The organism is Candidatus Dependentiae bacterium (assembly GCA_013821315.1).
Taxonomy (GTDB): Bacteria; Babelota; Babeliae; order Babelales; family Babelaceae; genus JACDHA01.
The window spans coordinates 30,059-54,408 of the sequence record JACDHA010000005.1 but is presented as its reverse complement, the minus strand read 5'-3'; the positions used below and the strand labels follow the sequence as shown (position 1 = coordinate 54,408).

The following is a 24,350-nucleotide window of genomic DNA, read 5'->3' as shown; positions in this document are numbered from 1 at the left end:
TGCCTCTTGGCAAATTAGTTATCTACCGTTATACTGCACACTGTCTTAACTTAAAATTATTAACCCTCTTTTTTAATCTTTTATTTTTTTACTTATAGTTTCAATAAGAAAATAACATGCTTATTAACAAGTGTTTTTAATGTAGCAGGTTACTTGCCTATAATCAATTAAATTTATACTTTTTTTAAAAGAAACCAAACTCTTAATTTTTTACCGATCTAAGATAAAAAATAGTTTATAGTATGCAATAAATCAAAAAATAATAGTTGAGCAATAAAGCGACGCTGTGATTGTTTTGAACAAGGTGCTTGTCCATAAGCTGTCCTAATGCCACGTATCTTCAAACATATAATTGCATGCTCTCTCTAGATACTCAACTTGAGCTTATGTAGGCGAAATAGCCAAGCAAAATTATTCTTGACGTAGCCCTACTAACTATGACTATGCTTTAGAGAGGTATCATGTTTATAATTATGAGGGGGATCTAGCATATGGTCTTAAAAAAAACGGTGCTTTGCACACTTGCATTAAGTTTGTTACCATACATAACTGTTTTACCTGCGGGTAAACCACAAGCTAAAAAGGTTGTCTCTAAACCCACTCAGGTTAATCAGCCTAAAGCTTACAAAGAGATCAATTCTCTTAATGAGTTTCAACAGGCTATAAATTCAAATAAACCTACGGTTCTTCTGTTTTATGCTCCTTGGTGTGGTGCTTGTAACAGCATGAAACCTCTCTTTGAAGCTGGCGCTCAAAATTACAAAGGAAAAGCTGAATTTATAGCAATTGATGTCACTAAAGAGCACCTGAAAGATCCAGTTGATATGTTTGGCATTCAAGGAATACCAACTCTGTGCTACAAAGAAGTAGGCCTTAAAACCAAAGAGCAATTTAATGCACGGCTTACCAGCTTACTTGGTACCCCACTAGCATCTGCACCCAAAACTATAACTAAAAAAATAGCGGCCGCTCTTAAAAAAGCTCCTGCAAAACCAGTTAGAAAAAGAGTTGTAGCTAAAAAGCCAGTACGCAAAAGAGCACAGCATAGAACTTAAAATTACTAGTTTATGATAGCAAAACATAAAAAGGCTCTGAATGCAATCCAGAGCCTTTTTATAGAAAATATAACTAAAATTAAGACTTATAATAGAGCTCTGTAGCTAGTAACTCGCTATCCATTCTGCGAGCTTCAGGAACATAGCTATACGTTAGTTCAGCTAGAGCGTGAGCATATTCAGGTGAGCTTGTATTATTTTTATAATCTTCAACGAGCGATTCTAGCTTACGCTTATATTCCTCGCTGCACGAAAGCTCACCTAATTTTTCCGTGACAGAAGCATATTTTGCCACAATAGCGCTAACATCTTTAGCCTGTGCTATTTGATTATCATCTTGAGCAGGTAGTTGATTTATCGTCTCTGCTGAAGATTCAGCAGCAAGTGTAATAATAAGTGATTTACCATCAGTCTTGATCTTAAGCAACGATCCTTCAGCTATTTCTAATAGCTCTAAAATAGCTTTATCTAAAATAATAGCGTTACTATTGCCATATTTAACTAGTTTTTTAAGCATCTTTTTCTCCCAATCATATTATCATTGTATATATATTAACATAACTAAGTATATACAATGATATAACAAAGTAAAGGATATAGGGATTGTTTTTTAAACTTACCATTATACAGCCAATGCACCCTAGCAGTTAGGACCCATTTGCGGTTTTTGATAAATTCAGTTAGATTAGTATTATAAGTTGAAATCACTGTTATTAATCCAAAGTATAATACAATCTAACAATGCTCCTGAAATTATTAGGTATACTTGACTTTACCCCACCCTGTCGTGGTAAAGTAACAAGCGTAAACGTATTTTTACTTATTATTGAAAGGGATTGTTATGATCACTTTAAACCGTTCATTTATTGCTGCATCGTTACTTATGTTGACAGCAACAGTTTTAGAAGCTGCTCCTAGAGAGTCTGCCAAGTCTTATAAAGAACTTGACAACTTGTCTCATCATGAAAGATTTGTTAAAAACAACGATTGTTGTGTTGTTGTATACTACGCTGACTGGTGCACCGCATGCCAAAACATGCAGCCTGCATTTGAAGAAGTAGCGCGCAAGAATGGCTATAAAGCAGGTTTTGCAAAAGCAAATCTTGATAAAGACCCTTCACTTAAACCTCTGGTTAAAAAACTTGGCATCCAAGCATATCCAACAACCGTTGTGTATAAAAATGGCAAAGAAGTAAGAGAAGAGCGTAGTCGTGGCAGTTTAAGTCAGCCAGAACTTCAAAAAATGCTTGATAGAACTACAGCAACTCAAGAAGCTCGTTTACCACAACGCCGTGTTCGTCAGCAAGCTCCGGTAACTCGCCAAGCAGAAGCTGTGCAACCACAGGCACGTCGTACTCGTATGGCACAAGCACCACAAAAACAAGTACAATCTAAAACTATAAAAGTGGCTCAAAGACCTGTAGTTGTTAAAACTTCAGCACTACGTCGCTCGTAATATTATTTTCTAAATTATTTTAGAACTAAATTATTTTAGAAATAGACATGCAAAAAAGGGAAGCTCGTAAGCTTCCCTTTTTTTAATACTTTTAAATACCAGTTTTAAACTGCTGTAGCAGGTGTAGCTGTTCTGTCAGCTGCCGCTGCAGGTGTAGCTGTTCTATCAGGTGTAGCTGCTCTATCAACAGTTGCTGTGTTGGTAGTTGCTACTGGTGTAACAGGTGTAGCATAGTAGTTTTGGTATAAATAATAACCAGCTACTGCTGCTAGAGCTAAAGGTATAAACCATGCAAGATCTTGCATAAGGTTTCTTGTTTCAGCTGCTGTTGCACGGTTTTCACGTGTATCACGATAATCTCTGGTACTTTTATCAGATCTGTCTGATGTGTATAAAGTACCGTTTACGTCATTATCTGTTGTAAAATCTCTGTCTCTATCTTGACGTGCCATAACGCTCTCCTTTTTAAAGTTAATAATAGATACTACTATATTTTAGTTATCATAAAACATTTAGAGTTTTAAAGTCAATAGTTTTATGTATTTTAATTTCATCAAACCTAGTACTCTCCAGTTGGTCTCAGGGGGCACTTTTCATAGGGTGCCCCACTCATAATTATGCTGCTGGTGCAGTTTGAGGTTTATCTTTATCAGTACCTGCAAGCTGCTTAGTTATAGCATCGGTTGCTGATTTTACTAAGGTAGTTACAGTATCGGTACCTAGTTTCTTTGCCACATCTGTTAACACACTTGTTGTTTCTGCAGGAGGTCGTGCTCCAGTAGCTTGTGCTGTAGCTTCTGTAGCTGCAGCTTCTTTGGATGACTCTGTGGTTTCATCAGCAGTCTTAGTTGTATCTCCTAAGAGCTTTTCTGCTTGAGCTTTTTTCGCTGCATCAAATGCTCCTATTGTCGATTGAATTTGCGGCGTAAGTTTATCTATACTATCAAGTATTTGTTTGGTTTTTGCATCTTGTTTTTGATCATACTCTTCTTGCACTTGCTTACGCAACGTAAATAAATCAAAAGGAAGCATAAATTGAGCTATGTTATTGCCATTTTGATTAGTAAGCATTTTAGTAAACCAGTTAAATACCTCTGTTTGACTTGCAGCTAAGTTTCCTTGATCAGAACCTGTTGCTTGCGCGAAGCTTATATTAAGTGGTGATTCAGCTTTTATTCTTATACCACCTGGCAAGAAGTGCTGGTAACCGCTAGGTGAGGTACCGGGTGTTGGTTGAATATCGTTTTTAACCACTTCAACTGAGATAAATTGATTGCTAGAAGCGCTAGGAACACAGTACTTAACAGCAATTTGGTTTGTCTGCTGAGCACCAAGATAATAAATTATATCAAATTCAAATGCACCACTGCCACTAGTACATCTGTTATCTGAGTTGCTTGGACTCATTACAACAGCAATGCGGTAAGGTGACTTCATGTTTGAAAATGCTACTTCTTTTTTATTTTTATCTTCAAGTAATGGTTTGCCTACTTGCGTGTCTATAGCAATCAATTTCTTCCAGAGATCGGGACTAATGTTCCCTGAAGGATCTTCTGCTTGTCGAACTCTAAACCTTTTAGTATATTCAATTTCATATTGACGATATTTTGAAAAAGCTTCTAAATAATCACTTAATGCTTTTTGGTATTTAGGCATATAAGCTATAAACTCATCGGTAACATTAACTTTATTTGTTTCTGTATCGATAGTATATAAGCCTATGGGTAATATCTCTAAAAGATTAATTTTAATTTGCTGATTGCCGTACATTTCACTTAACTTGTCTTCAGCAATAGTAACAGCATAGTCAGCAATAACAGAAGCAGCTGAGATAGCTGTACCTACCGCAGCAACCTCAGGCTGAGCGGAAGAAACACCTACAGAACTTACTACTGTACCGACTTTGTTTAAGATTGCCGTAGCTCCATAAGTTTTAAGAGTTACTGGTGCTGTAGGTATTTCAAGCGGAGCATTTAATGGCTTTGATTGTTGGGTTTTACCCCCTACTATACCAAGCTGAGCGCGAGTAACAATAGGTGGCGCACCATCTGCTTTGTTTGCATCTTTATAAATAGTGGTTTGCACTACAGAGTATTGGTTGCCCGTTTTAGCAGTAACAAAAGATACCACAAGTGGTTTTCTATTGTCAGCAGCTACCACTAAACTTCCAAAAACACTCAGCACACTCACTAATAATTTTATGTTCATACGTATTTCCTTATTTAGGTGATTCTAAAGTTATTGGGTATAAAGAAGTGGTAAGCGGAGTATTTTCGTTACCTTTGATCACTAAGCTATAAAACGTTGGTATACCTGTTTTAGTATACGCTAGTGGTGTTGTAAGAGCGCTTACTGTTTTACAGACTTTGTTTCCCCAAGGACATTTTTGTACAAAAGTTGCTTTTTCATCTTCAGTTGTAGCAATAGAGTAATAGTTAACATTCTTAGAAGGTTTAAAGTCTTTGTAAGAGCTTTTAATTTGCGTTGTCCAATCAGTTATACCTAACAAATTACCTGCATTAGGCGTTATTTGAGAAGTAACTTGACTTGCTAACTGGTCGTAATCTGCAAAATAGTCAATTGATGAATCTGTGGAAGTGTCACTTGAGTCTGTATCTTCAATTTCTGATTGATCTATACTATCTGGTGCTTGTGCCGTTTCACCTTTAACTAAGGCTACTATTCTAATACCACTGTGGCGTGGTAAGGCAAGTTGAGCTTCATTGGCAACCTTAGGAATCCAAAGCAGTGCATAAGGAAATATACTGTAAGGGGGAATAATTTGAGTGACATCAAAAATATTTAATGGCTCTTTACCTGCATCGCGCGAAATTACTAATGTATTTGGACTATCGTTATAGATATGTGCTATAGAACTAAAGTATTGTCGTGGTATAGGACCGCCCCCTAAAGCTGCAAAGCCTTGATATACGCGTAATGGCTTTGAAAATTTAATCGCTTTGCCATCAGGCGTTTGACTTAACTTTGAATTTTTCCATATATCATTAAGCGAAGTCCAAGCCATTAAACCAAAACTGAAAGGCAATGAAGTTGCCCCTGTTGGATCAGAAGCCTTTGCTTGAGCAGTCGTAAGAGGACCAAGTAAAAGAGCTACATTGTTAAAGTCGCCTGACTTAATAGGAGTAACACTTGTCGGTAGACCACCTACAGATAAAGGAACACATATTCTTTGCGTGTTAGCCTGTCCTGGAGAAACAGTAGCACCTACTGTTGTAGCAGTTGCCGATTGACTGCAAGGAAGCTTATTGGTTACTTCTTCTTGCAAAGTAATTTTATAAAGGGGTTTGTCAGTATATTTAACATTAACATACACAGGAAGTTCTAAGTTTTTAACAGAGAGACCTCCCTGAAACGGAACTGCCGGTACAGGAACGCCCATTTGATTTGGATCTTTAGCAATAGTTACTACCGGCATCTCTGCCCCTGCATTAGTACTTAAAGCTTGAAAATAATTACCTATACCAATCAAGTTAATTTTTGTAGCTTGTAGAGTGCAGGCTATAAAGCTAGCAACTATAAGCATACAAAAAAGAATATTTTTTTTCATTAAAAACCTTTCATTACAGTAATTGTTACAAACTAAAGAGAGAGCACTTTTTAGTTTTGTAAAATATTTCTAGCAGCCTGAACATCTAAAACAACATTTACTGATCCGTCTTTTGTATACTCTGCATGTGCTTCAACTAATTGTGGTGCCCACCAGCCAAAATTAAGGCCTAAAATGGATGACGGTTTTTTAGTCTCAACAGGAGTAAAAGTACCATTTCCATAATAATCTACTGCAAGCTTTACTGACGTCATAACATCACCACCCGTTCTAAAAAGCTTACTCTCACCTGGCTCAAGTTGCTGAGCACCCTTTTCACTTTTAAAGGCTCCTGATGATCCTGTATAAGTAGCTGTAATTTGTATAGGATAAGGTGTTGTATTTATATAGCGAGCATCAGCTTTACAAAGACCCATAAAACCTAAAGCGCTTATGGTAAATAGTATTTTTTTGTTCATCGTGTCTCCTAAATTAAAATAATCGGTACTGTATATTTTTATCGAGCTACTGGTATTTGTTGTTTTTTTATATGCCTTAATAAATCTTAAGGGCTTTTTGAAGCTTATTCTGAGCTGCTTTATAGTTCTCTCTTCTGTTTTCTTGAGAATTAGTTTGAGAACGAGGCGCTTTTATCACTGTTAAAAACTCAGCGCGTGTTTTTTCAACGTTATCAAAAGCTTCTTGAGCTTCAGGTGTCTTATCAAGTTTTAAACTTGGAGCCTTAATTTCAGCTGATTCATCAACTGGGGCACTTTTGGCTGTAGCACCAAGATTTATATTCATACAATTAATCTGAGCAAGTAAGGCCACACTTAAAAAACTTAAAAAAAGTAGATTTTTCTTCATAACATCTCCTAATAATTAAAATAATAAAAGTATATAAATATTTCTATTATTAATTTTAATTTATTTTATCAATACAAGTCAATACAAGTCTAAAAAGCTTGTTTATTAAAATATCTATAATAAAATCAAAAAAGAGCATAAAAAAAGGGTACCCGTGTCAGGCACCCTGTAGAGAGATAAAAATATAAGCAAGAGAATTTTCTGATAGAAAGTTCTCTTGCTTATACAATTTTCCAACTGTTATTGTATTACTTACTCATTGATACAAGAAGTAAAGCTATAACAGACATAAGTTTAATTAAAATATTAAGTGCTGGACCAGAAGTGTCCTTAAATGGATCTCCTACCGTATCACCAACAACGGCTGCTCTATGAGCATCTGAGCCTTTACCGCCCAAATTACCTGCTTCGATATATTTTTTAGCATTATCCCAAGCTCCACCGCCATTAGCCATCATAAGAGCAAGCAGTACACCAGAAAGAGTAGCACCCACTAATACACCACCAAGACCATATTTGCCTAGTCTGCTATAAAATACAATTACAGGAACAGCAACGGTAATTAAACCAGGAAGCAACATTTCATGCAATGCCGCTTGTGTACTAATAGCAATACAACGTTTATAATCCGGTTTAGCCGTACCTTCTAAAAGACCTGGAATTTCTTTAAATTGACGACGAACTTCCATCACCATTTTTAAAGCAGCTGATCCTACAGAACGCATAGTTAACGCTGAAATAACAAACGGAAGCACACCACCAATAAATAAGCCTACCAAGACTTCAATTTGCATAATATCAAGTACTTGAATACCTGCTTCTTCACCATAAGCTGCAAACATACCAAGAGCAGCAAGTAATGCCGATCCGATAGCTACGCCTTTACCTATAGCAGCAGTAGTATTGCCAAGTGCATCAAGCTTATCAGTAATAGTACGCACAGAAGAACCAAAGCCGGCCATTTCTGCTATACCGCCAGCATTATCAGCTATAGGACCATAGCCATCAACGGTCATTACTATACCCACTGTTGCAAGCATAGAAACTGCTGACAGAGCAACACCAAAAAGACCGCCACCAAACACATACGATATAAATACACCAAAAGCAAGAATAATTACTGGAAGTGCTGTTGACTCCATACCAACAGAAAGACCGTAAATCAAATTAGTAGCTGCGCCTGAACGAGAGATTTCAGCAAGTCTTCTTACTGGAGCACCGCCTGTATAATATTCAGTTATAGCACCAATGACAATACCTGCAAGACAACCGACAAGCACTGACCATATTAAATCTCCAGGGACAAATTGGCCACCAATGCCAAGCCATCTCATATAAAAGAAAGCAAAAACACCAAATGAAGTTATAGCAATATACGTAGCATTACGAAGCATAGCAGCAGGTTCAGCACGTATTATAGTATTAGCAAGTAGTCCAACTAACGAACCAGCTAGACCAAGCACTGAAAGCATAATAGGTAAACTAACATACTCAAAAGCACCTGGATACTTATTTATTGCAAGAACCATAGCACCAATCATAGCGCCTACGTATGACTCATAAATATCAGCTCCCATACCTGCAGTATCACCAACGCAATCACCTACGTTATCAGCAATAACTGCTGGATTACGTGGATCATCCTCAGGAATACCTGCTTCAAGCTTACCCACTAAATCTGCACCAACGTCTGCTGATTTGGTATAAATACCGCCACCAACACGCGCAAAGAAGGCAACAAGTGAAGCGCCAAAGCCAAAGCAAGAAAGTAAAAACACAAAGTCAGCTGCATTACCAAAAAGATAAAGCAATAAGCCTAGACCTAGAATACCAAAACTTGCAACAGCAAAGCCCATTACGCCGCCGCCAAAAAAGGCTACCATAAAAGCTGCACGTTCACCGTGATCTTTTGCTGCAATAGTAGTACGTACGTTAGCATCAGTAGCTGCCGACATACCAATAAGACCAGCAAGCAACGAAAGCATGGATCCTGATAAAAAGCAGATAGCTGCCAAAGGCGTTGTCTTAAAAGCAATGAGCGCTGCCAAAGGCACAACTACAAAGCTAATAACCTTATACTCTTCAAATAAAAACGTAAATGCGCCTGTTTTAATAGCATGAGCAATTTCTGCTGCACGCTCATTATCAACACGCAGTTGACGAATTTTATAGAGTAAAAAAAAGAGTACCGCAAAGCCAGCCCCACACGAGACCACTATAGCGGTAAGAAAAGAAGGAATGGTAATCATACCGTCTCCACATGAAAAGTTGGTGTTAGTAATATGAGGGTTGACACGTATCTTAGCATTAGAGCTAATTTTTTTCTAAGCGCTTGGCTTGTAACTTATTATATTACTTTTTTTTGCAGGTTTGTCTAATTTCAACTACCAAATCGCTGTTAAAAAAGATTAATCGTTGTAATAGCTGCATCTTTTTGCAGTGATTTAAGGAGTGCGGACTCACTAAAAGGATGTTTTACCCCTTTAATAATCTGATATTCGTCCGGTCCTTTACCAAGTAATACGAGCATACTATCAGCATGAGAAAGGCCGTACGCCTTTTTAATAGCAATCTCACGATCAATCTCTTTATGTACCTTAGGCAAATCACGAGCGGCAATACCTGCTACTACTTGATTTATGATCTCTTGAGGATCTTCTGATCGTGGATTATCGGAAGTTACCATAACAACATCAGCAAACTGGGCAGCTATACGGCCCATAAGTGGCCTTTTAGTGGCATCTCTATCACCACCAGCACCACATACTACTATCAAATGAGGACTTAAAGGCCTTAATGTTGAAAGCACTGCTTCATACGATGAAGGATTATGAGCAAAATCAATAAACGCCTTTGCCCCATTTCTTAAAACAAAGCGTTCTAATCTACCAGGTACACCTTTAAAAGAAAGTAAGCCTTGCTGTATTGAGTTAATTGCTACACCTAGGGCTTGAACTAAACCAACAGCAGCTAGAATATTATATACGTTAAAAGTACCCACTAATGCAGGAACGGTAACTGGAAATTTTTCTGTAGGCGTAACTATTTGAGCCTCAATGCCCTGTAAGTTATTTGCCTGCACTAAAGCAGTGACATCTGCCCATTGGCCTAAGCCAAAAGAAATAACTCTTCCTAATTGACTCCCTAAGTGCCAGATACGCGTATCATCAGCATTAAGTATTGCAGGAGCACCTGCCTTTAAGTAATTGCAAAGAGCAGCTTTAGCATCAAAATAATCGTCTATTTTTTTATAAAATTCTGCATGTTCTGCACTAAAATTAGTAAACAGAAGAGCATCAAACGAAAGGCCAGCTACGCGTGAAAGGGTAAGGGCTTGTGCTGCAACCTCCATTACTACATAGTCTATATGTTGTTGCTTACATACTGAAAAAAACATATGTAAATAATCAGGCTGTTGAGTGGTAAGCTCAGTTTTAAATTCAACGTCCAAAATCTTATTTTTCACTGTGGTAAGCAGAGCGGTTTTGTAGCCAGCCGTTTTAAGTAAATGCTCAACGAGAAACGCTGTAGTTGATTTACCTTTAGTACCCGTAATGGCTATAATACGCAATGATCGCGCTGGGTAATTAAGCGCTTGAGCACTTAAAAGAGCGAGTGCTTTACGAGTATCAGCCACTTTTATAAGCTCTGCATGCTTTTTTTCTAATAATTCTTGCAATTCAAGTGACAACTCAACGTTTTCTTGAATAACAATACGCGTAGCACCTCTTTCTAAAGCACGAGGAATATACACACTGCCGTCTTCTTTCATACCTTGTATAACAACAAAGGTTGATCCGGGACCAACATGGTCAGTGTGACAGGTAACTGGATAAAGTGAAGGAATGGTAATAGTACTCATAATATATGTAGTTTTTCAACCTATGCTAAAGACGAAACTTTTAATACGTAACTTTTACTATGCTTAGTATTTTGAGTATAGCGCGACTGGTAAGTTTTACAAACAAAAATGGGCGGATAAAACCGCCCATCCTAAACAATCTTGAGATTATCGAGTAAAAATAGCCATTGTGTGATTATGGGTATGAGCTAAACCACGACGCTCTAATGAACGTACAGCGCTTGCAAAACCTTTTTGGCTTGCACGAGGCTTAATCTTGTAAAAAAGATCCATATTGCGGTGACGTGCAGCAATTTTAATTGCTTTATCACATGCTTTTTGGCTTACAGTTGTATAAAGACGCTCAAAAGTTTCAACGTTACCTTGTCTTACTGCTTTAACAAAAGCTTTATCTTCTTTTGACGCAAATAATTGAAAAGCCTGTGTAGATACACAAGAAATAGTAAGTAGGCTCAAAGCCGCTAATTTTAAGAATTTCATAGAGTCACTCCATTTAGAATTATAAGATAAAATAAACCTCACTTAATTTCACTTTACCAATATAATAACAAACTGCAACAGCCGCTCTTCAAAAGTTACTTAAACGTATTTATAGGTAACTTTTGATCTGATGCTATCACGCACTCAGTTTTAATTTCTTGAAGATGCACATAGAGTGCTATTGTATCCCCGCAATGCATAAAGCACCACTAGATAGAACTCTCCAAGCCCAACGTTCTTGTATAAGAACATGGCCCGAGCTGGGCACTGGCAAAGATAACTCTTTGCTTTTTAGTGAAAGGTCCCGCAGGGTCTTTCTTAGTCCATTGCATGCAGCATTTTCATCACGAATGTGGTGTGCTGAGCATGATGGACACGTCCATTGACGTATATGGGGTGCAAGGCCATTGGGCACAATAAAGTCACAAGCATGGCAAGTTCTTGTAGTCCCTTTTTCGGCAAACTCATGATAGGACTTGCCTGATTTAAGTGCTACCCAAGAAAGAACTTCTTTAAACCGACCAATAAGCGAGCGATTGTTCATTGCTCTTCTCATGGGCGTTGTTATGCCGTTACCGCGTGGTGTATAGTCTCCAACAGCTACTAAATCGTAGTGTTTGTAAAAATAGCTAGCAAGTCTATAACAAAACAACTTAGTAAGTTCTCGTCGTTTTGTAAGGGTTTTAGCATACACAGCAGCTATTTTAGCATAACGGCGCGATGGTTGCCATCGCTGTTTGACAATAGCTCCTTGAATATCAACCACAGGTACAAGGTATGATTTCTTTTTGCAGCGATCCAACTTTGATTTTAATTCATCTAATCGCACATCAAATGCTTTCAACCAAAATGGTGCGGCAATTTCTACAGCTTTACCTTCATTATCAACACCATAAGCAAAATTTTTATGATTAGGATCTAAAGCAAGTATTTTTTTAATGGGTTTTGTCTCTGGTAGTGAACGTATTACCGTTACTACTGCACTAAAAACCCCTGACTCTTTTACAATACGCAAGTTACGAATTTCTTTACCTTCAAGAGCATGTATATCACTAATGGGTACCATAAGAGAATGGCGCTTTTTCTCAATTCCTGTACCAAGTGAGAGCACAAGATTATTTCCTTCAAATCGATAACCTTTAGTTGGCTCATCATAAAGCAAAGAAAACCATGATGATGACCAGGATCTAAAACCAGGCCATCCTGTTTTAGCACCAGCACGCTTGCCTTTGCGAGATTGTTGATATGCTTTAATAGCATCAGTAACACGTAAAGCTGTATTTTTAAGAGGGGCTGAGTAGACACTTTTAAGGTAAGGGTATTCTTCTTTTATACCAGGAACTAGATTTCTTAGTCCTCGGGGACTATACAGTATTTTACTACTTTCAAGATCACCTGTTTTTTTAAACTGATCTTTAAGCTGGTTTGCTCTTTCTAGTACTTTATTATACAAAGAGTTACATTTACGTGATTGATCATCAAGGCATGATATAGCTAGCAAATTAGGATGCAAGCGCAACTTAACTGCAACAGTAACTTGTTTCATTATATTTTTTGTATACTCTGTTTAAGATTATCAGCTCAGTTTTTTGATCAGGCTTTAGACCTAATAATATGCTAAAGTAATAAAAACTGATTGTAAAGTCGATGTAGCCACATCTAAAATATTTGCTGCTTCTCTAATTATTGCCAACCTAATCATATTAATAATATATAAGTAAGTTTAAATAAGTTTAAACATGCAGTTAACCAACCCTAATTCACACTACTATCTGTTTGTTCACGCAAAATAAAAAAGCTCCCATTTCTGGGAGCTTAATCAATTTAGGTAGTTGTTTGAGTATATTTTAAGCCGCTTTACCTTTTTTATAGGTCAGAACTGCTTGTCGTATTTTAGGCATTAAAACAGCTATAGCGTATAAATTAATTAGCATAAGACCAGCGTTAACAATATCTACTGCGTCCCATACAAGCTGCACCTTAGCAAGAGAACCCACAAAAGCTAAAGCACAATATACGAGTGAATATGCAAGTAAAAATCTGCCACCGGTTAAGTAGCTCCAACATTCACGCCCAATATAGGCATAAGCTACCAACACGCCAATACCAAAAATTACTGAAAGCGCAGTAACCAACCAACCAGCAAACGAACCATACAATGTACCAAAAGCTTCAGTTGTTAATGCTATGCTTGTCACATCTTGATGAGTCCACACACCAGTAACTACTATGAGCAAGGCAAGCACAAAGCAGACCAAGTAATTACTTATAAAAGCTGAAACCATAGACATAATACCATTCTCTACTGGGTTCTTGCTGCCTGTTGAGCCAAAAAACACTGCAGCGGTACCAAGGCCAACTTCAGAGGCATTTAAAGAACGAGATATACCAAAACGCAGTGCCGATTGAAGCGTTGTACCGATAAGCGCGCCTTTAACAGCTTGGGGGGTAAAAGCACTTTGAATAATAACCATTAAAGCATGGCCTAAGCCTGCCCAATGATAGCCTAAAAGCAAAAGAGCTGAAACGAAAAAGAGTCCTACTTTTATAGGTACTATAGCTTCAGATATTTTAACAATACGTGCAGCACCACCAAGCACAACATAAGCAACAAAAGCACAAATAACTGCTGCAATAATATAGCTATTAACAGGTAGTATAGATTGTAGCCCGTTACTTACTGAGTTCGATTGTATAATATTACCGCTTACAAAGCTAAGCATCAAACAAAAAAATGCGTAAAATGCTGGCAATAAAGCTCTGCCTGGTACCTTTTTAAGATACAGCATAGGACCACCAGTAACTATAGAGCTGCCACCACCTTCAAACGCATTACTTAGATATACTTCACTAAATCTAATAGGTAACTCAAAAAACCCTAACACAAAGATCCAAAAAGCAGCCCCAGGGCCACCTTCGTGTACTGCAGTTGCCATACCCGCCAAACTACCATTACCGATACTGGTACTTAAAGCATTTACAAAAGCTTGAAAAGGGTTCATGTCAGCAGACTCGGCCTTAACCTGCTCTTGAGGAGCAAGAACTAGGCGCCATGCTTTAAAAAAGTACCTAAATTGCACAAAGTCTAAAGCAAATGTTGCAATAAGTCCTATAGCAATAAAAAATATAATTAACGGCCAGCCCCATACGAAATCGTTTGTTGCTTTTACCCCGTAAGAAAGACTCTCTATAAAAGTAGTCATATTCGTATCCTTAAATAAAAATAAATAAAATAAAAATAACTATTAAAGCACTCTTACAAAGCATTAAGCAATTGTGCTTTAATTATCAAGTCATCAAGTTGTACGCCAAATTGCTGAGTGCCATCATTAAGTCGCAACGTTACCGTATTTTGTGTAACCTCTTTTTGACCTAATACCAACATCCAGGGTATTTTGTCAATCTGTGCATCTTTAATTTTAGCTGAAATAGGATCGGATGATTTATCCATTTCAACACGTAAACCATGCTCTTTAAGTTTAGCAACTATCTCTTCTGCGTAAGGTTTTTGAGCGTCAGTAATAGTCAAAACGCGTGCTTGCACTGGTGCAACCCAAAACGGTAAATGCCCTTTATAATGCTCAAGTAAAATAGCAAAAAAGCGCTCTAACGATCCATAAATAGCCTGATGAATAATAACTGGTCGCTCATGCACGCCTGCAGAACTTACATAGCTTAAATCAAAATTTTCTGATTGGAAAAAGTCAACTTGCGCTGTACCACACGTCCACTGACGTCCCATAGAATCTTTGATCATAATCTCAATTTTAGGCCCATAAAAAGCTCCATCACCTTCAGCTATAGTGTATACATGGCCAAGAGAGTCTAATGCATTTTTAAGTGAATCAGTTGCTTTTTGCCAGGTTTCTTCGCTACCAATAGCTTTTTCGGGTTTAGTAGATATAGCAAGCTTAATATCAGTAAATTCACACTTTTTAAGCACTCTAAAAGCTATATCCATAATAGATTTTATTTCTTGCTCTATTTGATCGAGAGTACAATAAATGTGAGCGTCATCTTGAGTAAACGCACGTACACGTAGTAATCCATGGAGCACTCCTGAAAGCTCATGTCTATGGACATGCCCAAATTCAGCAAGCTTAAGAGGCAGCTCTCGATAAGAACGTGGTCTATTACGGTAAATTAAAATAGAACCAGGGCAGTTCATAGGCTTAATAGCGTAACTTTGATCATCTACGCAAGTAAAATACATATTTTCTTTGTAATGAGCATAATGGCCTGAACGACGCCACAACTCATCGCTAAGCATAGTAGGAGTTGATACTTCTTGGTAATTATACTCAACATGCAACTTACGCATATACGTTATAAGAGTATTAATAACAAGCTTGCCTTTAGGGTGAAAAAACGGAAACCCGACACCTTCTTCATGAAAAGAAAACATATCAAGTTGCTTGCCGATCTTTCTGTGATCGTATTTAAGCAATTCTTCACGACGAAGGTCAGCATCTTCAAGGTCTTTTTGAGTGAAAAATGCAGTACCATGTATACGCTGTAACGCCTGATTTTTTTTATCTGCGCGCCAGTAAGAGCCCGAAATGCCAAGCAGTTTAAAATGCTGTATATCCCCTGTTGAGGCCACATGGCCACCACGACACAGATCTTTAAAATCTCCTTGAACTGCTAGACCTACCGTATCACCAGGTATATTATCAATGAGCTCAAGTTTAAAGGGGTTATTTTTATAAAGTTCTCGCGCACTATGCTTTGAAACGTCAGCATGCTCAAGCGGCAAGTTGCGGGCAACTATCTGGCGCATACGCTCTTCGATAAGCACTAAATCATCTTCTTTAAAGTTACGCGCAGGAAGCACATCGTAAAAAAAGCCTTCTTCAGTAGCAGGACCGAGAGTAAGTTGCGTATCGGGAAAAAGTTCTATAAGAGCATGTGCAAGTAGATGCGCAGCCGAATGGCGCAATACTTTTATATCGTTGGTCTTCTCCATACGAATATTCCTAAAGTAGTAAATAAACTAATAATTTCTAAAAACAATCTATAACAAAAAGTAAAGTGTGTCGAAAATGGGCGTTACGCCCAACAAGTAACACAAGAAGTGGTGCTACAACAGCACGTTCGTGCAGGAAAAGCAAAAGTATGAGAATTACTTTGAGAGATACTATAAAAAGACTTTTTATGCATGGCATACCTTCTGGCAGTGCATGGTACTGTAAGGTTTTCAGTATGAGTCTATACTAAATTGGTCATGAATTCAAAGTTATTCTAAAAATTTTTATGCTAAAGGTTCTTGAGTATAAAAAGGACCTTTACATAAAGCATAACACAAACAGACTAAAGCCATGACAAAGAAAGCGGGTTTAGCACAGTGACATTTAAAGCTTTTTTTAACAGAATTTTTTGTAATTTTCCATGCAACTTTACTTTCATTGTTTTTAAAATCTGGTGTTCGATACTCTATAGAACAATTAAGCAACTTGCCTTTAGTATCAAAAGAAACTTGAATAACTTCCGTATCTAAACCTAAAGGTATACTGCGTTCGAATGACCGTACGTTTTCATCTTCAGTCTCTATCTGTGTATACCATTGATTATGCATAAGAGCTCTTAACTTTGGCTTTACACTTGGTATAATAAAATGAGTAGTTTGTGTAGTACCGTTTTTATGTGAATACATGCTCATACTAGGGCTTGAGGGCACTACAAGTAAAGCCAAAACCACTAATTGCTTTTGGATGTTTTTCATGCTTTTTCTCTTATGTTTATCTAGAACTTTACCTTAGACTGTTAACAGCATAAAGAGATTGCAACAAAATTCTATAAAAAAACTATACTTAAAGAAAACATACAAAAATAAAGCTAAGAAAGAAAAAGCTATGAGCAAAATAATGGCCTTAGATTTAGGCGACCAATGGGTAGGTGTAGCCCTTTCTGATAGTTCTCGCATTTTTCCTAAGCCCTATACTACAGTAACTGCTGCTGAACTTGAACAGTTTTTAAGTACTACTTTACAGAAAGAGACAATAGGTATTATTGTTATAGGATACCCAAAAACAATGAGCGGTGGCGAAAGCGATCAAACCAAAAAAGTTGTTGCTTACAAAGAATTGTTAGAAACCAAATTCGCCGATACACAATTTGTGCTCTGGGATGAACGGTTAAGTAGTAAGCGTGCTCAAGTTATAGGATCACGTAAAACCAAAGAAGATAAAATTAAATCCCATTCTGTTGCAGCTGCTTTTATTTTGGATTCGTACCTCTCCTACCTGCATATGAACAAGTAGTCAAAAATACTACTTGACAAAGAAGGTAGCAATACTTTAGATTCCCTTAGAGCAGGTTTCGTATGCCACTTTAAAAAAGGGAGAGGAGCGGCAATGAAGTGCACTAAATGTTCGGGGTTGATGGTATTACAATCCTTTTTTGATCATTTTTTAAACTTCGATGGGTGGAAATGTCTAAATTGTGGTAAAATTATAACTAAAAAAGAAAAGACCATCGAATTCGATGCTTTTAGTATTTTTTATCAGCAACAAAAATGTAATAATAAAAACAATTGAGGTACAATGCCCTTTTTTCTCGCTGTCCATACACGCTACTCAGATGTACAACTTGGACTTTTTAACGATACTGAGCTTATAGATTCAGTTACCCAGGACAGCAAAAAAGTAAGCAAAGACTTTTTATACCTCATGCAGGATTTATTACATAAACATGCAGTTGCCTTTACCGACTTACGATTTATAGCGGCCCATCAAGGGCCTGCACCATTTACCACGTTACGTGTTGCATTAGCCTCGGTCAATGGCCTGGCTTTTGCAACACATATACCGCTTATTGGCGTAGATGGCCTACAAGCGTTTTTACATGAATTAGCGCCCTGCTATACAAACACAACTCTTGTGGTATTACTTAATGCCTTTTGCCAAGAGGTTTATTACGGTATACGAGATCAAGCTCAAGAAATAGCTACAGGCTACGATAAAATCACTGTGCTCTTAGAAAGATTTAAACAGCAACCAGGCAATTTTATGTTTGTTGGTAACGGATCTGAACTTTATAAAGCAGACATTCAAAAAGCGTTAGATAATAGGGCGACTTTTGTTGACCCTATGCTCCATTTAGTATCTCTTAAAACAATTGGACTAGAAGCTCTAAAACAATGGCAAACTAACGCCACGCGCGACAAACAACTAATGCCAGTGTATATGAAGATCTGTTCTCTTTGAAACAAATATTAAAATAAGAGGCCTTGCAAGGCCTCTTAAATAATAGTTATATATCACCCAGTTATTGTGTAGCCAAGAATAATGTTTTTTACATCTAACGGTAATTCTGGCATTGCTTGACCTTCACCTGAACCAGCATAACCAAGTACATCCATTACATACTTTTCTGTATCTTGTTTAATTTGAGGCTTATTTTGAGCGTATTCCATATATTCTTGTATCATGTTAATAATCTCAGGGTTGTTTTCCTTTTGGGCAACTTCTAATGCTGTTTTTCCAGCACTACTAGGTAAATTAACATCTGCTCCTGCTTTTAAGAGCATTTTAACAATATTTTTATTATCTTTTATGATGGCCCAATGCAACGGTGTATAGGTAAACTTGAAGTCTACAGTGTTAAGCTGAGGTTTTCTTTTTAGAAGAAACTTTGTCAAAGGCTCATTATTTTCTCCGACTGCAAAAAGAATAGGCGTAAAATGTCCCAGCCAGTCTCTTGCATTAATATCTGCACCAGACTCATCTAATATCTTCTCTAACTTACTAAAATCAGTGACTGTAGGATTGTTTAATATTTTTAATATCTCATCCCATAGCGCTCTATTTTCTGGCTTATTAGCATGAGCTCTGCCAGAACTACTGTGTACTTCGTTATCTATAGGGTCCCACCAATTTTTACTATACATACTAAACACTTGGCTACTTATACTTAGTAATACTATAAATAAATGTCTTTTCATTCTATTCTCCCAATTTATATTATTAATTTGAACTATTATAAATTTAATAATAGCTATTTTTGCCCATATTTGTCAATATAATTAATAAAAATAGAGTTAAGTGAGTTCTTGGTTTTCAGTTAACGTTAAAAATACTTAGAAAGCTTTACGTAAAATTCCTAGACCTCTGGTTGCACTTATTGGCACTGGAATAGGGCTTCACAGGTATAAAATTGAAAAAATTTTAGGTGCAAGAGTTATTATTATTCATCAGCTACCAAGCTTAGTCTCTTAAAACTATTAGCCAAAATACTTTAAAACAATAGCAAGCTTACCCGTTGAAAGAAACTAGCTTATGCCAGCTTATATTAAAACCTACTTTTTGCAATAAAAACATTACTTAATTTGTTTTATTTTTTAAATAGTTTATAATTAATTACTATAAATTTAATAATTTGAAAATATACTTTGGAGAGCTATGAAAAAATATGGTATTTTTTTATCTTTTGTCATTCATTTTACCACAGCTCTCTTAGCTATGAGACAACATAATCAAACACCTGCAGATCCTAGAGTGTATCTACCATTACAGGGACATCATCATGTAACGTCTTTAGCACCGGCACTTGCTCATGTTACTGGTTATCAACCGGTTATGGATAACTCGGGTAATCGTAAGCTATTGGGCTTTCATTATTACCAACCACAAGCAATTCAAACCATTCAGGGTTTAACACTTGTTAAAGTGTCTGATAAGTTATGGGTACTAACTAATGGCGATATACAAAACTTTCACGTTGGGTATGTTATTTACAACGGCCACTATTACCAAGAGCCTAAAACATTCTTTCCAACAAGCTGGACACCAGATCAATTAACAAACTATATAGTAGAAACAGTAACCAACTGTTTTAATCGGGATACTATTTTAGAGCCTTTTGATATCCAAGCTGGCAAAACACCGTACAGCTTCAGTACTTATAAGTTTAAACTTATAGGGCTTGCAGCAAATGACCTTAACTTAATTGTTGTTGTTAAACTTATCCCAGCCATTGCTAGTAGTATGCAGATAGTAACTATCTATCCGGAAGTATATGCTTGCGGCAAGCCCATTAGCCTTCTAACTCTTGAAAAAATAGCTCTACAACAAAAAGCTGCTACACAAAGAAATCAAGCTGGATTAACTGCAAACCACCAGCAGCAAACTTTACAAAATACTAGTAATTCTAATGGCTCAGGCTCTCAAAAATCACCCTTAGAGCTGGCAGCCCAGAGTGGCGACTGGCAATTAATAAGCAGATTGCTTGAAGAACTTGAAGAAGATGCTAATTTTTATGAAATTAGCAACAACAGAGAACAAGCTCTTTTTTGTGCGTTAAGCCGCAATGATTTTTACTCTACGCTTAGCCTACTTAATAAAAAAACTATTAATAACCCAAATAAAGATGGGGTAACTCCTCTTATTTATACTTTAACACGGCAAGCTCCGTCTATTGAAATACTTGAGCTGTTGCTTGGCTATGGATCAGCTGATGCTAATATGTCAGACCGGTATAGGTTAACACCACTAATGCATGCTTTACGACTAGCCCATCAATCAAACGATATGCTTCAATTAGCTATAGCAATCACTCAGTTACTGCTTGAGCATAAAGCAGATCCCAATACACAAGACAGCAATGGCAACAATGCTCTTTGTTATGCAATTGATTACCTACAAGATAAAGCTGAACCTTTTATTAAGATTCTCCTTAAAGCTCATGCAGATCCTACACCGACCAATAACAAAGGCGACAGTGCGCTCTCTCTTGCCCAGAAACGCAATCTCCCTAAAATCGCTGCTCTACTGCAAAAACATGTATATAAAAAAAGCACCTGGCTTAATAAACATAAAGCAACAGAGCTTATGTACGCTTGCTATAAGGGTGACATAAAAAAAGTTGCAAAATTACTTGCCAATCAAGCATTGGTAAATACCCCTGATGCTTTTGGACATACGGCCCTTTATTTATCATGTATACATAATCATTTAGAAGTTATAGAACTGCTACTTGCTGCTGGAGCTCACACCTATCATTGCATAAATAGCAACACTATTTATGAACTTGTACAAGCTACTAAAGAAATAAAACAAGAGATAAAAGATGCTGTAAAAAAGGCTTACTTGCACCAAATGGCACCATTACTTGAGAAAAAGCAACAACAACAAAAAGTTGCTCAAGAACAAAAAGCTGCTATATTACAAGAGTTTAAACACGAGCTTGCAACAAATCATTTAAGCCAAGAAACACTTACTGCACTACAGCCCTATGTTAATGGCATTATTAATACTCAAGGTGAAACGCCTTTTTTATATGCTATTAAAGCTCAAAAAAATGTAGTTATCGAGCAGCTATTACATATCCAACTCTCTGAAACAAATATTGAGAACGCTCTTATTCATGCCTATAGTACACAAGACAAACTCTTGCTTGAGCTGTTAATTAAAAGTAAAAAACCAACAACACCACAGCTCCACTCTTTATGGAATAAGGCCCAAGAGCAGAATAATTATCTTGTTTTGGATCTTTTAGCTACCATGCTTCCTGCATTTAGATTAGGCAAAATAATAGATGCTTTAAGAACAGGCAATAAAAACTTGTTAGAGCAACTACTTATCAGTAGACCATCATTAAGTAATCAGGATGCTAGCTTATGCCTCTTTAAAGCATTAGAACTAAACGAAAGTTCGCTGCTTGAATTTATAATTAAGCTTTACCCCCAAACATTAACAAGCACTAATCACTTAGGACAAACACCCCTTATAGCTGCTGCTTTTGAAGATAAACCAGCACTCTTTGAAATACTCTATAATGCTCAGCCTAATGGTGATTTAAAACTTGCTCTACTTAAACAGCTACGTGCATCTAAAATACCTAAGAGAATATTTGAGAGAGTAAAGCAGCTTATTACCATTGAAGAAGGTCTCTACCATGCACATCAACTAGAGCAAAAAAGCAAAGTAGAAAGAGGTGCATTAGAAGCTCAAGGGTACACCTCTCTTATGCTCTCAGTTTACTTTGAAGATAATGCAGATTCTACTAATATCCAAGAGATTAATGCTCAAGCCTCTAACACGGACACTACACCACTTATGCTCTCTACACGTCATCCAAAAAACAATGCCCTTTTAAAATTATTAAGTTTGCCAAACATAGATATCCATGCTCAAGATAGCAATGGCAAAACAGCATTAACACATGCTATCGAACACGGCAATACTGAAGCTATTTATCATATTATAAAAGGTGGAGCATTTTTAATACCTACTCAAGCTAGTCAAACAGCACTAAAAACTTCTCAAGCTCATACTCTTTTTAACGAAGCTTTTATTATTAAATTAATGCCGATTTTGATATTCAATAATGATACTGAGGCAGTAAAATTTCTTCTCTATAACGGTTTTAAATGCTTTGCTAAAGATAAAGAGGGCAAAACTGCTTTACATCATGCTATTGATTTTAATCGAACTGAAATAGCATTGCTACTTCTTGATACTGGACTACCTCTTGATGTTCAAGGGAAAAACAAATTAACGCCTTTAGAATATGCAAACAAAATTAAGGCACCAACAAACCTACAACATATCCTGCATTGCTACCAAACCGCTTCAGCTATCCATACAGACATTTCTTTAAATGATACCAATAACCGTTATCTTTCTAGAAGAGCCTTAGCTTTTATATATGCAGCAACTTGTGGGTACGACGATGTAGTTACATTATTATTATCAGATGGCTTTAATGATGATATAGCTCTTACAACAGCATTTTTTACAGCAACAGATTCCAATAGAATATCCGTATTAGCTCTACTACTAAAGCATGCGGTTGATATTAATTTTGCTAATACACAAGGGATTACAACTCTTATGATAGCAGCAGAGCAAGGCTACATAGATTGCACCAAATTCCTCCTAAAGCATGGAGCAAACCCAAACATACCAAACGAAATAGGTACCACTGCTTTATTGATAGCTGCACAAAAAGGATATACAGAGATTGTAGAGTTACTTCTTAATGCACCTAGTGTAGATCCTAATGTGCAAGATCAACATGCAGAAACAGCTCTTATAAAGGCTTGCACCTTAGGTTATAGCAGCATTGTAAAATTATTACTTGAAAAAAAGGCTAATCTTAACTTACAAGATAAATTTGGCAATACACCTTTAATAATGGTATTAGATAAAGGATTCATACCAATTGCAAGGGCTTTACTTGAAGCTGGAGCAAAACCAGACATACAAAACGAAATTGGAAGTACTGCTTTATTGATAGCTACTGAAAAAGGCCATACTGATATTGTAAAGCTTCTTCTTAACGCACCTGATGTAGATCCTAATGTACAAGATAAACATGGAGAAACAGCTCTTATCAAAGCTTGTGCCCTAGCTCACACTGGTATTGCAAGAGCTTTACTTGAAGCTGGAGCAAAACTGGATGTACAAACCAAAATTGGAACTACTGCCTTATTGTTAGCTGCAGTCAAAGGCAATACAGAGATTGTAGAGTTACTTCTTAATGTACCGGATGTAGATCCTAATGTACAAGATCAAAATGGCCAGGCAATTCTTATACAGGCTTGCACCTTAGGTTATAGCGGCATTGTAAAATTATTACTTGAAAAAAAGGCTAATCTTAACTTACAAGATAAATTTGGCAATACACCTTTAATAATGGCATTAGATAAAGGATTCATACCAATTGCAAGGGCTTTACTTGAAGCTGGAGCAAACCCAGACATACAAAACGAAATTGGAAGTACTGCTTTATTGATAGCTACTGAAAAAGGCCATACTGATATTATAAAGCTTCTTCTTAACGCACCTGATGTAGATCCTAATGTACAAGACATACATACAGAAACACCCCTTATGAAAGCGTGTGCCCTAGGCCATACTAGCATTGTAAGAGCCTTACTTGAAGCTGGAGCAAAACTGGATGTACAAACCAAAATTGGAAGTACTGCTTTATTGGTAGCTGCAGTCAAAGGCAACACAGAGATTGTAGAGTTACTTCTTAATGTACCGGATGTAGATCCTAATGTACAAGATCAAAATGGCCAGGCAATTCTTATACAGGCTTGCACCTTAGGTTATAGCGGCATTGTAAAATTATTACTTG

Annotated in this window: 20 protein-coding genes; 6 read left to right on the top strand and 14 right to left on the bottom strand. The window is 36.9% G+C overall.

What is annotated here, in order from left to right:
• Nucleotides 1-491 precede the first annotated feature (491 nt).
• Nucleotides 492-1,055: a hypothetical protein gene (locus tag H0X48_02090; protein MBA3954087.1), complete on the top strand. Its 564-nt coding sequence runs from the start codon at nt 492-494 to the stop codon at nt 1,053-1,055.
• A 79-nt stretch (nt 1,056-1,134) separates the two neighbouring features.
• Here the strand turns inward: H0X48_02090 and H0X48_02085 are convergent, their stop codons facing one another.
• Nucleotides 1,135-1,572 (bottom strand): AbrB/MazE/SpoVT family DNA-binding domain-containing protein, encoded by a 438-nt coding sequence (locus H0X48_02085; protein MBA3954086.1) that lies wholly within the window; start codon nt 1,570-1,572, stop codon nt 1,135-1,137.
• Nucleotides 1,573-1,896: 324 nt separating this feature from the next.
• Between H0X48_02085 and H0X48_02080 the strand changes: the two genes are divergently transcribed.
• Nucleotides 1,897-2,511 (top strand): thioredoxin family protein, encoded by a 615-nt coding sequence (locus tag H0X48_02080; GenBank protein ID MBA3954085.1) that lies wholly within the window; start codon nt 1,897-1,899, stop codon nt 2,509-2,511.
• Nucleotides 2,512-2,615: 104 nt separating this feature from the next.
• Here H0X48_02080 and H0X48_02075 read toward each other — a convergent pair whose 3' ends face one another.
• The 12 genes from H0X48_02075 to H0X48_02020 form a co-directional block, all read right to left on the bottom strand.
• Nucleotides 2,616-2,963: a hypothetical protein gene (locus H0X48_02075; GenBank protein ID MBA3954084.1), complete on the bottom strand. Its 348-nt coding sequence runs from the start codon at nt 2,961-2,963 to the stop codon at nt 2,616-2,618.
• Between the two features lie 163 nt (nt 2,964-3,126).
• Nucleotides 3,127-4,719, bottom strand: coding sequence for a hypothetical protein (locus H0X48_02070; protein MBA3954083.1), 1,593 nt, complete (start codon nt 4,717-4,719; stop codon nt 3,127-3,129).
• A gap of 10 nt (nt 4,720-4,729) precedes the next feature.
• Entirely contained in the window at nt 4,730-6,079 is a 1,350-nt protein-coding gene (locus H0X48_02065) for a hypothetical protein (GenBank protein MBA3954082.1), read from the bottom strand.
• Nucleotides 6,080-6,129: 50 nt separating this feature from the next.
• Nucleotides 6,130-6,537 carry a hypothetical protein gene (locus H0X48_02060; GenBank protein ID MBA3954081.1) on the bottom strand — a complete coding sequence of 136 codons (408 nt, stop codon included), beginning with the start codon at nt 6,535-6,537 and terminating at the stop codon, nt 6,130-6,132.
• 76 nt (nt 6,538-6,613) lie between these two features.
• Nucleotides 6,614-6,925, bottom strand: a complete 312-nt coding sequence (locus H0X48_02055; GenBank protein MBA3954080.1) for a hypothetical protein — start codon at nt 6,923-6,925, stop codon at nt 6,614-6,616.
• Nucleotides 6,926-7,173: 248 nt separating this feature from the next.
• Nucleotides 7,174-9,174: a sodium-translocating pyrophosphatase gene (locus H0X48_02050; GenBank protein ID MBA3954079.1), complete on the bottom strand. Its 2,001-nt coding sequence runs from the start codon at nt 9,172-9,174 to the stop codon at nt 7,174-7,176.
• Nucleotides 9,175-9,323: 149 nt separating this feature from the next.
• On the bottom strand, nt 9,324-10,787 hold the full coding sequence (locus tag H0X48_02045) for a UDP-N-acetylmuramoyl-L-alanyl-D-glutamate--2,6-diaminopimelate ligase (protein MBA3954078.1): 1,464 nt from the start codon (nt 10,785-10,787) through the stop codon (nt 9,324-9,326).
• A 147-nt stretch (nt 10,788-10,934) separates the two neighbouring features.
• Nucleotides 10,935-11,267, bottom strand: coding sequence for a hypothetical protein (locus H0X48_02040; GenBank protein MBA3954077.1), 333 nt, complete (start codon nt 11,265-11,267; stop codon nt 10,935-10,937).
• A 178-nt stretch (nt 11,268-11,445) separates the two neighbouring features.
• On the bottom strand, nt 11,446-12,813 hold the full coding sequence (locus H0X48_02035; protein ID MBA3954076.1) for a transposase: 1,368 nt from the start codon (nt 12,811-12,813) through the stop codon (nt 11,446-11,448).
• A 301-nt stretch (nt 12,814-13,114) separates the two neighbouring features.
• The gene (locus H0X48_02030; GenBank protein MBA3954075.1) at nt 13,115-14,470 is read right to left on the bottom strand and encodes a sodium:alanine symporter family protein; all 1,356 of its coding nucleotides are present in this window, start codon (nt 14,468-14,470) and stop codon (nt 13,115-13,117) included.
• Nucleotides 14,471-14,523: 53 nt separating this feature from the next.
• A complete protein-coding gene (thrS, locus tag H0X48_02025; GenBank protein MBA3954074.1) occupies nt 14,524-16,233 on the bottom strand; it encodes a threonine--tRNA ligase in 1,710 nt (569 codons plus the stop codon).
• 285 nt (nt 16,234-16,518) lie between these two features.
• Nucleotides 16,519-16,989 (bottom strand): hypothetical protein, encoded by a 471-nt coding sequence (locus H0X48_02020; protein ID MBA3954073.1) that lies wholly within the window; start codon nt 16,987-16,989, stop codon nt 16,519-16,521.
• Nucleotides 16,990-17,119: 130 nt separating this feature from the next.
• Here H0X48_02020 and ruvX point away from each other — a divergent pair, with 130 nt between their 5' ends.
• From ruvX to tsaB, 3 genes are all read left to right on the top strand, one after another.
• Entirely contained in the window at nt 17,120-17,527 is a 408-nt protein-coding gene (ruvX, locus tag H0X48_02015; protein MBA3954072.1) for a Holliday junction resolvase RuvX, read from the top strand.
• A gap of 93 nt (nt 17,528-17,620) precedes the next feature.
• Complete coding sequence (locus H0X48_02010; protein ID MBA3954071.1) at nt 17,621-17,803, top strand: hypothetical protein; 183 nt, start codon at nt 17,621-17,623, stop codon at nt 17,801-17,803.
• Between the two features lie 6 nt (nt 17,804-17,809).
• On the top strand, nt 17,810-18,472 hold the full coding sequence (gene tsaB, locus H0X48_02005; GenBank protein MBA3954070.1) for a tRNA (adenosine(37)-N6)-threonylcarbamoyltransferase complex dimerization subunit type 1 TsaB: 663 nt from the start codon (nt 17,810-17,812) through the stop codon (nt 18,470-18,472).
• A 53-nt stretch (nt 18,473-18,525) separates the two neighbouring features.
• Here the strand turns inward: tsaB and H0X48_02000 are convergent, their stop codons facing one another.
• The gene (locus H0X48_02000; GenBank protein ID MBA3954069.1) at nt 18,526-19,209 is read right to left on the bottom strand and encodes an ankyrin repeat domain-containing protein; all 684 of its coding nucleotides are present in this window, start codon (nt 19,207-19,209) and stop codon (nt 18,526-18,528) included.
• A gap of 457 nt (nt 19,210-19,666) precedes the next feature.
• Between H0X48_02000 and H0X48_01995 the strand changes: the two genes are divergently transcribed.
• A partial coding sequence (locus tag H0X48_01995; GenBank protein ID MBA3954068.1) for an ankyrin repeat domain-containing protein occupies nt 19,667-24,350 on the top strand: 4,684 nt, incomplete at its 3' end.

Excerpts from the sequence above, each read along its gene's own strand:
- H0X48_02090 (MBA3954087.1), top strand. The coding sequence starts at position 492 with ATGGTCTTAAAAAAAACGGTGCTTTGCACACTTGCATTAAGTTTGTTA.
- H0X48_02085 (MBA3954086.1), bottom strand. The coding sequence starts at position 1,572 with ATGCTTAAAAAACTAGTTAAATATGGCAATAGTAACGCTATTATTTTA.
- H0X48_02080 (MBA3954085.1), top strand. The coding sequence starts at position 1,897 with ATGATCACTTTAAACCGTTCATTTATTGCTGCATCGTTACTTATGTTG.
- H0X48_02075 (MBA3954084.1), bottom strand. The coding sequence starts at position 2,963 with ATGGCACGTCAAGATAGAGACAGAGATTTTACAACAGATAATGACGTA.
- H0X48_02070 (MBA3954083.1), bottom strand. The coding sequence starts at position 4,719 with ATGAACATAAAATTATTAGTGAGTGTGCTGAGTGTTTTTGGAAGTTTA.
- H0X48_02065 (MBA3954082.1), bottom strand. The coding sequence starts at position 6,079 with ATGAAAAAAAATATTCTTTTTTGTATGCTTATAGTTGCTAGCTTTATA.
- H0X48_02060 (MBA3954081.1), bottom strand. The coding sequence starts at position 6,537 with ATGAACAAAAAAATACTATTTACCATAAGCGCTTTAGGTTTTATGGGT.
- H0X48_02055 (MBA3954080.1), bottom strand. The coding sequence starts at position 6,925 with ATGAAGAAAAATCTACTTTTTTTAAGTTTTTTAAGTGTGGCCTTACTT.
- H0X48_02050 (MBA3954079.1), bottom strand. The coding sequence starts at position 9,174 with ATGATTACCATTCCTTCTTTTCTTACCGCTATAGTGGTCTCGTGTGGG.
- H0X48_02045 (MBA3954078.1), bottom strand. The coding sequence starts at position 10,787 with ATGAGTACTATTACCATTCCTTCACTTTATCCAGTTACCTGTCACACT.
- H0X48_02040 (MBA3954077.1), bottom strand. The coding sequence starts at position 11,267 with ATGAAATTCTTAAAATTAGCGGCTTTGAGCCTACTTACTATTTCTTGT.
- H0X48_02035 (MBA3954076.1), bottom strand. The coding sequence starts at position 12,813 with ATGAAACAAGTTACTGTTGCAGTTAAGTTGCGCTTGCATCCTAATTTG.
- H0X48_02030 (MBA3954075.1), bottom strand. The coding sequence starts at position 14,470 with ATGACTACTTTTATAGAGAGTCTTTCTTACGGGGTAAAAGCAACAAAC.
- thrS (MBA3954074.1), bottom strand. The coding sequence starts at position 16,233 with ATGGAGAAGACCAACGATATAAAAGTATTGCGCCATTCGGCTGCGCAT.
- H0X48_02020 (MBA3954073.1), bottom strand. The coding sequence starts at position 16,989 with ATGAAAAACATCCAAAAGCAATTAGTGGTTTTGGCTTTACTTGTAGTG.
- ruvX (MBA3954072.1), top strand. The coding sequence starts at position 17,120 with ATGAGCAAAATAATGGCCTTAGATTTAGGCGACCAATGGGTAGGTGTA.
- H0X48_02010 (MBA3954071.1), top strand. The coding sequence starts at position 17,621 with ATGAAGTGCACTAAATGTTCGGGGTTGATGGTATTACAATCCTTTTTT.
- tsaB (MBA3954070.1), top strand. The coding sequence starts at position 17,810 with ATGCCCTTTTTTCTCGCTGTCCATACACGCTACTCAGATGTACAACTT.
- H0X48_02000 (MBA3954069.1), bottom strand. The coding sequence starts at position 19,209 with ATGAAAAGACATTTATTTATAGTATTACTAAGTATAAGTAGCCAAGTG.